The organism is Clostridium paridis, from assembly GCF_016765615.1.
Taxonomy (GTDB): Bacteria; Bacillota; Clostridia; order Clostridiales; family Clostridiaceae; genus Clostridium_T; species Clostridium_T paridis.
This window is the reverse complement of sequence record NZ_JAESWA010000022.1, coordinates 1,041,628-1,054,478: the sequence shown is the minus strand read 5'-3', so window position 1 is coordinate 1,054,478 and position 12,851 is coordinate 1,041,628. Positions and strand designations below refer to the sequence as shown.

The following is a 12,851-nucleotide window of genomic DNA, read 5'->3' as shown; positions in this document are numbered from 1 at the left end:
ATATTCCATAAAAAATTGAGTATAAATAGTAATAAGAATTTTGTAGGAGGGATATAATGCCAGAAATAGATACTATAAAAGAGTCTGTAGATTACCAACAACTTGTGAGAGAAGATTCTATAGATCAAATGCTTAAAGGTGAATTTTTGATACCTGATACTCATCCAGATGTACAGGAGATTATTTCGGTTAGTGGTAGAACCAACCTTACCAGAAAAGAAAGTCTTGGCGACAGAATACTGCTTGAAGGAAACATAGAATACGTTGTTTTATATCTAGCAAGAGAAGAAGAAGGTCTTGTACTTAATAGTGTTTCTTATAATGATAAGTTCTCAAACTATATTGAGGGGTTAGAAGCAGAACATAGGATCTCATGTGAGGCTTTAGCAAAAATTGAACATATTGAAGGAAAAATAATAAATGAAAGAAAGATATCAATTGAAGGGGTATTAAATATAAGCGCTGAATGCTATAAAAATTCTCAAATTGATTTTTTGAAAGATATAGTTGGAGTAAAAGACATTCAAGTATTAAGAAAGCCTGAAATGATAGACAAGTTAGTAGCTAAAAAGGAAATTGATTTCAGTGGAACTGGCACAATTATTATTGGTATGGATAAGCCTCAAGTTGGTAAGATAATAAAGACATCATTGAATATTCATAAAGAGGATATTAAGTTAAATGAGGACAGAGTTACAGTTTCGTGTTTCTGCAAGGTAGAATTATTATATAGAGCTTCAGAAACTAGGGAGGTTATACTTGCTGAAGAGGACATATTTATTAGTAAGGATGAGGAAGTTATAGGAGTATCATCGAATATGACTTCACTAGGAAACTTTAGCCTAACAAATTATGACTTGAAAGTTAGAGAAGATGACTTGGGAGAAGCTAGAAAGATAGAAATAGATGTTCAAGCTAGATCAGATTTTAAGATTATGGATAAAAGTCATATGGATTTCATAGATGATGTATATTCACCATCTATGAATATTGATGTTAAACAACAAGATACAAATGTTGGAATTGTTAATGATAAAGGCAATGCAGAAGCAGTTATTAAAGAAAATTTACAAGTTACTGATTCTTCAGCAATGCCAAGTAAAATACTATCGACTACAGGTAACGCAACAATAATAGAGAAAAAAATAATGTATGGCAAAGCTTTGATTGATGGAGTGTTAAATGTTGAAGTAATCTATATGGCTGAAGGTGGAGAGAAAGAAGTAGGTAAAATGAATTCTGAAATTCCATTTAATGTAACAGTTGATTTACCTAATTCAGAGGAAGATGCGAAATGCATTGCGAAGAGTGTTATAGAAAGTATTCAAGGTGTGATTGAAGGATCAACAATAGCTATAAAAGCTATAGTTTCAGTTGAGGTTAAATCAGTATCAAATGCATTAAAGAAATGGGTATCATCTTTAGAGACAAAAGAAGGTGAAGCAAAAGGCAAAAAAGCTAGTATTATAATATACGTTGTTCAATTAGGTGATACAATATGGTCTTTAGCAAAAAAATATGCAACAACAATGGATGCACTTGTGAAGTTAAACAATCTTGAAGCAGATGAAAATTTGAAGGCTGGAACAAAATTATTGATTCCAGGAAGAGCGGTTATATAAATTTTCGTCATTTGAATTTAAAAGAATCATGTAATAATAACAAATGCCAAGTATTACAAAAAGTTAATAAAGTTAGTAAGAATATTTTTTTAAAAGCTGTCTCACAATATAATGAGACAGCTTTTGCATTTTATAGAATACTTTAAGCTATTTAAAGAGAGAAAAATCATATATATTCATTGGCAGTATATGTATTTACTAGCATTTATTCAGTATCAATTGTGACGAATTTATGAATAATTATGTAAAATCATGGTTACAATAAAAATGCATGATTTGAGGTGATATTTTGGAGAACTGTTGCAAAGGGAAACTTATTATTATTGGAGGAGCTGAAGATAAAGAAGGAGAAAAAGAAATACTTAAATATGTTGCAGAAGAATCTTTGAAAAATAATGGAGAATTAACAATTGCAACAATTGCAACTGAATATCCTAGTTCAGCTTGGGATAAGTATAAGAAGGTGTTTTCAGGGCTAGGTATTAAAAAAATGAATGTTTTAGACGTAAGCGAAAGAAAAGATTCATTTAATCCTGTAAGTATAGAGACTATTAAAAAGTCATCAGTAATTTTTTTTACAGGAGGAGATCAACTTCGTATTACTAGTTTAGTAGGAGGTACCCCTATTTTTCAAGAACTAAGAAATGTATTTATGAATGGATGCATATTAGTAGGGACATCTGCTGGAGCATCTGTAATGAGTAGTACAATGATAGTAAAGGGAGATGATGAAGAATCTCCAAGAAAATGTACTTTGAAGATGGCTCCTGGATTTGGATTTATTAAAAATGTAATCATTGATCAGCATTTTGCACAGCGAGGTAGAATTGGAAGACTTTTAGCTGGAATTGCACAAAATCCAGAGATGTTAGGGGTAGGAATTGATGAAGATACAGCAATAGTAGTGGAGAACAATGTAATAAGAGTAATTGGAAATGGTGCGGTATATTTTTTAGATGGAGAACAAATAACTTTTTCGAATGTATCAGAAAAACATCAAGATGAAATATTGAGTATGTACAATGTTAAAATGCATGTATTAACAAATGGTAACTTATTTCATTTGCAAAAGAGAACACCTTTTGAGGAGGAAAATACCAAAAATGAAAATAATAAGTAAACGAGTCTTTGAAGGTAAAAATATCTATTCCCATAAAAAATGCTTAAGGGTAGATTTGGATTTAGAAGGATATTGTGAGACTCCAAGTAAAGATATACCTAACTTTAATTTTAATTTAACTAGGATATTACCAGAACTATATAAACATAGATGTGGAATTGATGAAGAACATGGATTTGTAAAGCGCTTAAATGAAGGGACATATCTGGCGCATATATGTGAGCATTGTATAATTGCGATTCAAAATATGTTAGATATTGAAGTTGCATATGGCAAGGCTAGGGAAGTTAAAGGTGACCACTATTATATAATAGTTCAATATGAGTATGAACAAACAGCATTAAGAATAGTTGATTTAGTGGTAGATTTAATAAATTCATTGATAAGTCAAAAGAGTATAAACTTTGATGAGAGGATTCTAATAATTAAAGATATGTTGAAATATGAAATTGATGGTCCTAGTACTAGAGCCATTATTGATGCTGCAAAAGAAATGGGGTTACCTGTAATTAAATATAGTAACAGTGGTATTTATCAGATTGGATATGGAAAGGCTGCAAGAGTTATTGAAGCTACCATAGGGAATAATACATCTTGTGTAGCAGCAGATATATCCTGTGATAAGTTATTAACAAAGAAACTACTAAAATATCAGTGTATTCCTGTGGCTGATGGATATAAAGTTAATAATATCATTGAGCTTATAAAATACAGTAAGGAATTAGGTTACCCACTAGTTTTAAAGCCTCAATATGGCAACAAAGGAAAAGGTGTAATTTTAAATATTAAAAGTGAAAAACAGCTGATAGAAGCTTTTAACAAAATAAAGAAAAACTATAAGGATGTTATCTTAGAAGAATTTATAAAAGGAAAAGATTATAGAGTTTTAGTTGTTAAGGATAAAGTGATTGCGGTTGCACTAAGGATACCGCCATATATTATAGGAAATGGTGAAGATACAATACTTAATTTAATTAAGAAGCTTAATGCAGATAATAATAGAGGTGATGATCACGAAAAACCTTTAACAAAAGTTAAAATTGATGAAGAAGTAATGGCATGTATTTCAAGGGAAGATTTAAGTTTGGAATCAGTTCTTGAAAAGGATAGAAAGATATATTTGAGGGAAAATGCCAATATTTCTACTGGTGGAGTGGCTATAGATTGTACAGATACTATATCTCAAGAAAATAAGGAACTATGTGTTAGGGTAGCTAAAACCATAGGATTAGATATATGCGGAATTGATTTATGTACAGGTGATATTATGGAACCTCTTGAGTCTCAGGGGGTTGTTATGGAGGTTAATACTGCACCTGGAATAAGAATGCATTGTTATCCTTATGAAGGTAATGCAAGGAATGTTGGAAAAGAAATAGTTAATATGCTATATAATAATAATCCGATAAATATTCCACTAGTCTCAGTTACTGGAACGAATGGAAAAACTACAACTACTAGAATGATTTCTTATATATATTCATTAATAGGATATAAAGTGGGAATGACATCAACTGATGGAATATTTCTAGGTGAAAAGTGTTTACATTCTGGTGATGATACTGGAGTTCAAAGTGCGAAAACAGTCCTAATGAATAAGGATGTTGATATTGCAGTTCTAGAAACAGCAAGAGGTGGTATTGTAAAAAAAGGATTGGCTTATGACTTAGCAGATGTGGGGGTAATTACCAATATAACGGAAGATCATTTAGGTTTAGATGGAATAAATACTTTAGAAGAATTGGCATTTGTTAAATCTATTGTTGCAGAAGAAGTAAAAGAGAATGGGTATGCAGTTATTAATGCTGATGATCCATGGTCTTTAAAAGTATTACCAAGAATTAAGTCTAAAATTGTATTCTTTTCATGTGATAAAGAAAATCCATATATTAAAAATGCTTTTCTTAAAGATAATATGGCTGTTTATATTGATGAAGATAGATTAATGGCATTTAATAATGGAAGACATTACAATATTTGTAGTGTAAGTGATATAGGAATTTCTATGAATGGTATATTGAAGTATAATATTGCTAATGCAATGGCAGCAACAGCAGCGTTAATATCTCAAGGTGTAGATTATTGTATTATAGCTAAGGGGTTAAAAGAATTTAAGAATAATGAAAAACTAAATAAGGGAAGATTTAACGAATATGACATTAATGGAGTTAAAGTTATATTAGATTATGGTCATAATCTTGAGGGGTATAGAGTTGTTTTAGAATCTCTAAAAACGATGGAATATAATAAGCTAATTGGAGTTATAGGGATTCCAGGTGATAGAAGTGATGATGTTGCAGAGCGGATAGGCGAGATTGCAGGAGAAAATTTAGACTATGTATTCATAAAAGAAGATAAAGACAGAAGAGGAAGAGAAAAAGGAGACATCTGCAATAGAATAAGTAAAGGTGTAATTAAAAAAGTAAAAGATAATAAAAAGAGTAAAATTGTTTTGGATGAAGTAGAGGCTTTGAAAGAAGCGTTGGATATGGCTCTTTCAGGAGACATTGTAATTGTATTTTATGAAAAATTCAAACCACTAGTGGATTATATAAATAATGTTAAAGAAAGAGAATTAGTGGAAAAAGAATTAAATAGTATAGAGGAAGGATTAATTAATTTAAATTAATTTAATTAATTGTATAAGTCGGGTGAAGAATTAAAAAGAAGGTTATTTTAAGCTTATGAATTTTTTCCCGACTTGAATTTTACATAAATTAATTCTTGCATAAATACCTTTAAATAAATGATAATATAATAGTATTATTTATTTGAGAGGAAGATTATATGAAGATTAAAGCTTATGGCAAGATTAATATTGCTTTAGAGGTAGTAGGAAAAAGAAGTGATGGATATCATCTGCTAAGAATGATAATGCAGAGAATAGATCTTTATGATTTGATTGAAATACAGGAAAAAATAAACGGAATAGAAATTACTTGTAATAAGCCATATGTTCCTAGGGATGAAAGAAATTTAGCTTATAAAGCTGCAAGGCTCTTTTTGGATACTTATAACATAGATAAAGGAGTACATATAGATATTAGAAAGAATATTCCTGTAGCAGCAGGATTAGCTGGAGGAAGCACTGATGGAGCTGCTGTGCTCATGGGATTGAATTCAATATTTAATATAGGGGCTTCGGATGAAGAACTTATGGAGTTGGGATTAAAACTTGGCGCAGATGTACCTTATTGCATTAAAGGAAAGACAGCTTTATGTGAAGGCATTGGTGAGAAAGTAACACAGTTAAAGGAATTTAAAGACAAAATATTAGTTCTAGTAAAACCATCTTTTGGTGTTTCTACTAAAGAGGTTTATGGCGATTTAGATATAAGTAAAATCTATAAAAAAGTTAAAATTGATGAAATAATTGATGCTATGGAAAATGATAATTTAGATTTTGTAGCAAAAAATATGAAAAATCATTTGGAAAATGTGACATTAAGAAAACATAGAAAAATTATTGATATTAAAGAGGAAATGGTTAAGATGGATGCGTTAGGGGCTATGATGAGTGGCAGTGGTCCTACCGTTTTTGGATTCTTTGATGATATGCTTAAAGCACAAAGTTGTTATGATAGAATGAAAAAACAATATAATGATGTATTTATTACAAGAACAATTTAAAAGATGTGTATAAGATTTTTTTATTTTGTCAACAATACTCCTATAGGGGGTTGATAAAATGAAAAAAGTAATTTCACTACTAGTAATTATCTTACTTGTCATAAATACATTTGTATATTTTAATAGTAAAAGTGCTTCTGACAAATCTAGGGACAACCTGGTGCAGGAGATAAGTACTAAATTAATTAGATTTCATGTTATTGCAAACAGTGATTCTGATAATGATCAGCAATTAAAAATAAAAGTGAAGGATGCAATAATAAGTTATATTTTCCCAAAGCTTAAGGATTCTCCAAGTATTGATGAATCAAGAAAGATACTTAAATCTTGTAATGATGATATACTAAAACTTGCATCGAGTATCATTAAAAATAATGGTTATAATTATAGTGTTAAGTCAACAATGGGAAAAGAGAATTTCCCGGATAAAAGCTATGGTAATATAACATTGCCTCAGGGTGAGTATGAGGCATATAGAGTTATAATAGGATCAGGTGAAGGGAAAAATTGGTGGTGTGTAATGTTTCCTCCCTTGTGTTTTGTAGATGAAACAAGGGGACAAGTATCTGAGAAAGAAACAGAAAAGCAAATGAAGAGAGTGCTAAGTGATGATGAATATGATGAAGTTAATAATGATGTGAAAATTAAATTCAAAATATTTGAATTGATTCAAAAGTGGATTAAAAAATAAAATCTTGATTAAATTATTTAAAACCTATAAACTATACAGTGAATTTAAATTTTAAGATGAAGAGGTTAATAGTTATGAAGAAAAAGGCTGTAATTTCTGTTATATCAAACCAAAATTATGAAGATGATGATGTTATTGAAGTAGTAACACCTGGAGAATTTCATATAAAAGATGCAAGTAGTTATGAAGCTATATATGAAGAAACTGAAATATCAGGTATGGAAGGAACTACTACAAAATTAGAGATATATAAAGATGAAATTACATTATATAGAGAAGGTACAACTTCAACAAAAATGGATTTTAAAAAGGATAGTAATTCAGTTACCCTATACAATACTCCATACGGAATGTTGGAATTAAAGATTGATACTAAAGATTTAAGAATTGATATGGATGAGAATGGTGGAGAAGTTCAGATAGACTACAATATAAGCATTGCTGGACAACCACCTCAAGGAACTCAATTAAAGATAAAAATAAAAGCATAAATATAAATAATTAAAAGGTGAAGAAAATTATTATTAATTTACTTCACCTTTTTTTGATTAAAAATAACTTCAAGCGTTAATACTTAAATATGAAAATTTTTGAGGAGAGTAGATTAATGAAACAGGATGCTTTAGATGATTTGTTAGAATTTGTTTTAGGTATTAATGGAATGAGCTTAGAAGATATGGTAGATTTTTTAAGAAAGAAAGAAAACCTTTATATGCTAATATTGATAATGAAAGATTATCATTTTTTACATGACAAGAGAGTTAAAGAGATCTTAGGGGAGCATAATAAGAATATAAATTCAACATTGAGAAAAGCTGAAGAAAAGATATTAATAAATAGTAGTTTTAGGGAAAAGTACTTTAGAATAGACGAAAAGATAAAAAAAATTATTTAAAACATATAAAAAAGACTGGATTAGAAACTCAGTTTATGATAATATATAATCTATGTTATTAAATAGTTATCCCATCATAATATTGAAGGGTAATTTCTATTTTATCATCGAGTTAATTACATGTCAATATATTTTTTAAATATTTTTAGGAGGATTTTTTATGGCTACTAAGTATGTATTTGTAACCGGTGGAGTAGTTTCTTCTTTAGGAAAAGGAATAACAGCAGCTTCATTAGGTAGATTATTGAAGAATAGAGGATTAAACGTAGTAATTCAAAAGTTTGACCCATATTTAAATGTAGATCCAGGCACTATGAGCCCATATCAACATGGAGAGGTTTTTGTAACTGATGATGGAGCAGAAACAGATTTAGATTTAGGGCACTATGAAAGATTCATAGATGAGAATCTTACTAAAAATTCAAATGTAACTACAGGTAAGGTATACTGGTCGGTTATATCAAAAGAGAGAAAAGGGGAATATCTTGGTGGAACAGTACAAGTAATACCTCATATTACAAACGAAATAAAGAATAGAGTTTATAGGGTTGCTAAGGAAAGAGAAGTTGATGTAGTTATTACTGAAATTGGTGGAACAATAGGTGATATAGAATCTCTTCCATTTTTAGAGTCTATTAGACAAATTAAATATGAAGCAGGATTTGAAAATGTATGCTTTATACATGTAACACTTGTTCCATACTTGGGAAAAGCTGGAGAACTTAAAACAAAACCTACTCAACATTCTGTTAAGGATTTAAGAAGTATAGGAATTCAACCTGATGTTATAGTATGTAGATCAGAAAAAGAACTTTCAACTGAAATTAAAAATAAAATAGGTTTATTCTGTAATGTTGAGGGAAAAAGCGTAATTCAAAATTTAGATGCAGAAAACTTATATGAAGTTCCGCTTTTATTACATAAAGAAGGTTTGGATACAGTAGTATGTGAGAAACTACACTTACCAACTGGAGAAATTAACAACAATGAATGGGTTTCAATGGTTGATAAAATTAAGAATTTATCAAAGACTGTTAAAATCGGATTAGTAGGAAAATATGTTGAATTACATGATGCATATATTTCTGTTGTTGAAGCACTTAATCATGGCGGATATTTTAATGATGCCAATATTGAAATAGAGTGGATAAATGCTGTTGATATTAATAAAGAAAATGTTGATAAAGCTTTAGCTGGTGTAGATGGAGTTTTAGTTCCAGGTGGATTTGGTGATAGAGGAATCGAAGGAAAAATTGAAGCAATTAGATGGGCTAGAGAAAATAAAAAACCATTCTTAGGAATTTGTTTAGGAATGCAATGCGCAGTAATAGAATTTGCAAGAAATGTATTAGGATACACTGATGCAAATTCATCAGAAATTAACCCTGAAACTGAATATCCAGTAATTGATTTAATGCCAGAACAAAAAGATGTAGAAGACATGGGTGGAACAATGAGATTAGGGTTGTATCCATGTAAAGTTGAAGAAGGTACATTTACAAAAGCTGCCTATGAATCTTCATTAATTTATGAAAGACATAGACATAGATATGAATTTAATAATGAATATAGAAAAGCAATAATAGATGCGGGAATGAATATAACAGGCACAAGCCCAGATGGTAGACTTGTAGAAGTAGTTGAAGTTAAAGATCACCCATGGTTTGTAGCAGTTCAATTCCATCCAGAATTAAAATCAAGACCAAATAGACCACATCCACTATTTAGAGATTTTATAAAAGCATCACTTAATAAATAGGAAACTAGGAACCTAGAATATCATTTTTATTCTAGGTTCTTTTTAATTTATAACAGCGTAGAAATTTCTTGAAACTTTCGTAATGGCTAAATAAGATATAGTACCATAATTAGTTAAAATCTTGTTTACTTTTTTAAAAAAGTGTTATAATAATAGAATGAGAATGAATTATAACATATCCTGTTTTCATTTTATAATATTTCGTTTAATCTTACCTTTAAACTTCCCAAATTGAAATGTATTAAAAACTTATATAAATATTAAAGCGTATAATTAAGGTATTCCATTATATATTAAGTTTAAATTTATAGAATGAATTAAGGTTACTAAGTTATATTGCAGTTTAAAATATTCGGAGGTGCCCGATTTTGTCGAAAGAAAAATATTTACAAATGACTTTGAGTGAGTTGAAAGAAGTAGCAAAAGATTTAGGAATAAAGAACTTATCAAAGAAAAAAAAGGGGGAAATTATTGAAGAAATTATTGCAAGTTCCCCAATTTCAATTGAAAAAGATGGAGTTTTTTTAAGAGAGAAAATAACTCCTAAGGTGAATGTACCAGAAAAAATAGTTGAACAAGATAAAAGTAACTTTGTATCTAGAGAAACTACTGAAAATTCATCATTAAATAAAGAATCAAATTTATCAGAAAGAAGAACTGTAAGAACAAAGGATAATATAAATGAAGCAACATCTTTAAGAGGAGTACTTGAAATATTAGAGAATAATAACTTCGGATTTTTGAGATGTAAAAACTATCTTACTGGTGAAGATGATGTATATGTATCACCATCACAAATAAGAAGATTTAATTTGAGAACTGGTGATGAAGTTGAGGGGAAAGTTAGAGAAGCTAAAGAAGGTGAAAAGTTTAAAGCATTAATATATGTTGAAAAAGTTAATGGTGATCATCCAGAGAAAGCAGTTGGGAGAAAGTCCTTTGAAACACTTACTCCTATATATCCACAAGAAAGATTAAGACTAGAAACAAATAATTCTAGAGATTTAAGTTCTAGGCTAATGGATTTAATTTCACCTATTGGAAAAGGACAAAGAGGTATAATTGTTGCCCCTCCAAAAGCAGGAAAAACAACATTATTAAAGAAGGTTGCTCAGAATATATCAGCAAATTATCCTGAAGTTACTCTTATTGTACTTTTAATTGATGAAAGACCGGAAGAAGTTACAGATATGCAAAGAAGTATCAATGGAGAAGTTATATATTCTACCTTTGATGAAGAACCACAAAATCATGCTAAAGTATCACAAATGGTACTTGAAAGAGCTAAGAGAATGGTTGAGCAAGGAAAAGATGTGGTTATTCTTCTTGATAGTATAACTAGATTAGCTAGAGCGTACAATTTAACTGTTACACCTTCTGGAAGAACACTTTCAGGTGGTTTGGATCCAAGTGCTTTAATAATGCCTAAGAAATTTTTTGGAGCTGCAAGAAAGATTGAAGAGGGCGGAAGCCTCACCATTTTAGCTACTGCTTTAATAGAAACCGGAAGTAGAATGGATGATATGATATTTGAAGAATTTAAGGGAACAGGAAATATGGAAGTTCATTTAGATAGAAGACTTCAAGAAAGAAGAATATTCCCTGCAATTGATATATATAAATCAGGAACTAGAAAAGAAGATTTACTTTTAAGTAGTGAAGAAAAAGAAGTTGCCTTTTCAATAAGAAGAGTAATGTATAGAGATGGTAATATCGAAAACATTGCAGAAAAGCTAATAAATTTACTATCTAAAACAAAAAATAATAAAGAGTTTATTGATGCATTCCCAAAAGCGGAAATCGATAAATAGACGGGAAAAAATTTAAAAAGGTATACCAGAAAGTTGAATCTGGTATACCTTTTTTTATATATGTTCATTATTATTCTCCATTGAGAAATTGGATATAATTGCATTTTCAGTTGAAAGTTTTTCTGATAAATCATAAATTTTATTTATTGAATAATTATTCCTAAGTTTATCTAAGTTATCCTTCATAGTATCAATTTCAGAAGGGTTTGAGATTAGTGAATCTACAATATAGTTTATATCATCCATATGATCAACATACTTAGCACAACCTACCTGTGTAAGAAATTCTACATTTTCATATTCTTGACCAGGAATGGCAAATGGGATTATTATTGGGAGTTTTTTAGCTATTGATTCACTAACGGTTAGCCCACCTGGTTTAGAGATTATTATATCTGAATAATCCATTATTGCAGATATATCTTTAGTAAAACCTAAAATGTGAAGTTTCTTATTTGGAATTGGTGCCGAGTATTCAGAAAGTAACCTCATTTTTAAATTATCGTTGTTTCCACATACAACAGTTATGCGTAGCAAATGTTTATTTGTGATTAATTTTTTTAGGACATGAGAAATATTTTCAAGGCCCATACTTCCACCCATAAGAAGTATGTTGAAATAATCATCATCTTTTGTTGCACTAACTTCTTTATCATTTTCAAAAAATATAGGGTTTATAGGTATTCCATATGGAAAAATAATATCTCCAGGAATTCCTCTTGTAATTAAGTAATCCTTTGTATAATCACTTGCAGTAATATATGCATCTGTAAATTTATTAATATATGCATAATGAACCTTGAAATCAGTGACAATTGATATGAAAGGAATGTTTATCTTATTTTGGCTTTTAAGTGTTGTCACCAAGTTAACAGACATAGGGTGTGTACCTATTATTATATCAGGATTTTCATTTTCGATATAACGTAAAAACTTTCTTTGAGTATTAAAGAAAACTATGTTTAAAAGTTTATTTGTTATTTTCTTATCTGTCAGGTGATAAAACCAGCCGTATATCCAAGGGATTTTAGAAGCTGCAAATTCATAACCTCCAACTATTGCTGCGTTTAGGAAATTAGAGTTTTTCTTCAAAAAGTCATATTTATCAACTTTCCAGCCTTTCTTTTCAAAAACCGTTTTAAGAGAATTAGCTGCTTGGTTATGACCTTGCCCTGTGGATGCTGTTAAAATTAAAACCTTTTTCATTTAATTCACTCGCTTTGCCTTTTTAGTAAGATTTCTATATTATAGTTTAACATTTTTTCATATATTGTAAATAAATATCTAAATTAATTAATAGAAAATTAAGTATCTAGATATAAT

At 29.6% G+C, this 12,851-nt stretch carries 10 protein-coding genes; 9 read left to right on the top strand and 1 reads right to left on the bottom strand.

Annotation, left to right across the window (positions count from 1 at the left end; genetic code table 11):
- Window positions 1-56: 56 nt before the first annotated feature.
- The 9 genes from JK634_RS12920 (at window position 57) to rho (ending at window position 11,528) form a co-directional block, all read left to right on the top strand.
- Window positions 57-1,622, top strand: a complete 1,566-nt coding sequence (locus JK634_RS12920) for a DUF3794 and LysM peptidoglycan-binding domain-containing protein (protein WP_202768047.1) — start codon at window positions 57-59, stop codon at window positions 1,620-1,622.
- 289 nt (window positions 1,623-1,911) lie between these two features.
- The gene (locus JK634_RS12915) at window positions 1,912-2,742 is read left to right on the top strand and encodes a cyanophycinase (protein WP_202768046.1); all 831 of its coding nucleotides are present in this window, start codon (window positions 1,912-1,914) and stop codon (window positions 2,740-2,742) included.
- Entirely contained in the window at window positions 2,726-5,371 is a 2,646-nt protein-coding gene (gene cphA, locus JK634_RS12910; protein ID WP_202768045.1) for a cyanophycin synthetase, read from the top strand. Before JK634_RS12915 ends, cphA begins: the two co-directional genes overlap by 17 nt.
- 158 nt (window positions 5,372-5,529) lie before the next feature.
- Complete coding sequence (gene ispE / locus JK634_RS12905) at window positions 5,530-6,372, top strand: 4-(cytidine 5'-diphospho)-2-C-methyl-D-erythritol kinase (RefSeq protein ID WP_202768044.1); 843 nt, start codon at window positions 5,530-5,532, stop codon at window positions 6,370-6,372.
- A gap of 58 nt (window positions 6,373-6,430) precedes the next feature.
- Window positions 6,431-7,063 (top strand): stage II sporulation protein R, encoded by a 633-nt coding sequence (gene spoIIR / locus JK634_RS12900; protein WP_202768043.1) that lies wholly within the window; start codon window positions 6,431-6,433, stop codon window positions 7,061-7,063.
- A 74-nt stretch (window positions 7,064-7,137) separates the two neighbouring features.
- Window positions 7,138-7,554, top strand: a complete 417-nt coding sequence (locus JK634_RS12895; protein ID WP_202768042.1) for a YwiB family protein — start codon at window positions 7,138-7,140, stop codon at window positions 7,552-7,554.
- Window positions 7,555-7,670: 116 nt separating this feature from the next.
- Complete coding sequence (locus JK634_RS12890; protein ID WP_202768041.1) at window positions 7,671-7,958, top strand: hypothetical protein; 288 nt, start codon at window positions 7,671-7,673, stop codon at window positions 7,956-7,958.
- A 160-nt stretch (window positions 7,959-8,118) separates the two neighbouring features.
- Window positions 8,119-9,717: a CTP synthase gene (locus tag JK634_RS12885; RefSeq protein ID WP_202768040.1), complete on the top strand. Its 1,599-nt coding sequence runs from the start codon at window positions 8,119-8,121 to the stop codon at window positions 9,715-9,717.
- 368 nt (window positions 9,718-10,085) lie between these two features.
- Window positions 10,086-11,528: a transcription termination factor Rho gene (rho, locus tag JK634_RS12880; protein WP_202768039.1), complete on the top strand. Its 1,443-nt coding sequence runs from the start codon at window positions 10,086-10,088 to the stop codon at window positions 11,526-11,528.
- 54 nt (window positions 11,529-11,582) lie between these two features.
- On the opposite strand, the gene JK634_RS12875 is transcribed toward rho, so the two are convergent.
- Complete coding sequence (locus tag JK634_RS12875; RefSeq protein WP_202768038.1) at window positions 11,583-12,734, bottom strand: MGDG synthase family glycosyltransferase; 1,152 nt, start codon at window positions 12,732-12,734, stop codon at window positions 11,583-11,585.
- Window positions 12,735-12,851: the final 117 nt, after the last annotated feature.

What these genes read in the sequence shown, in the direction of transcription:
- JK634_RS12920 (WP_202768047.1), top strand. Translation starts at nt 57, where the DNA reads ATGCCAGAAATAGATACTATAAAAGAGTCTGTAGATTACCAACAACTT.
- cphA (WP_202768045.1), top strand. Translation starts at nt 2,726, where the DNA reads ATGAAAATAATAAGTAAACGAGTCTTTGAAGGTAAAAATATCTATTCC.
- ispE (WP_202768044.1), top strand. Translation starts at nt 5,530, where the DNA reads ATGAAGATTAAAGCTTATGGCAAGATTAATATTGCTTTAGAGGTAGTA.
- spoIIR (WP_202768043.1), top strand. Translation starts at nt 6,431, where the DNA reads ATGAAAAAAGTAATTTCACTACTAGTAATTATCTTACTTGTCATAAAT.
- JK634_RS12895 (WP_202768042.1), top strand. Translation starts at nt 7,138, where the DNA reads ATGAAGAAAAAGGCTGTAATTTCTGTTATATCAAACCAAAATTATGAA.
- JK634_RS12890 (WP_202768041.1), top strand. Translation starts at nt 7,671, where the DNA reads ATGAAACAGGATGCTTTAGATGATTTGTTAGAATTTGTTTTAGGTATT.
- JK634_RS12885 (WP_202768040.1), top strand. Translation starts at nt 8,119, where the DNA reads ATGGCTACTAAGTATGTATTTGTAACCGGTGGAGTAGTTTCTTCTTTA.
- JK634_RS12875 (WP_202768038.1), bottom strand. Translation starts at nt 12,734, where the DNA reads ATGAAAAAGGTTTTAATTTTAACAGCATCCACAGGGCAAGGTCATAAC.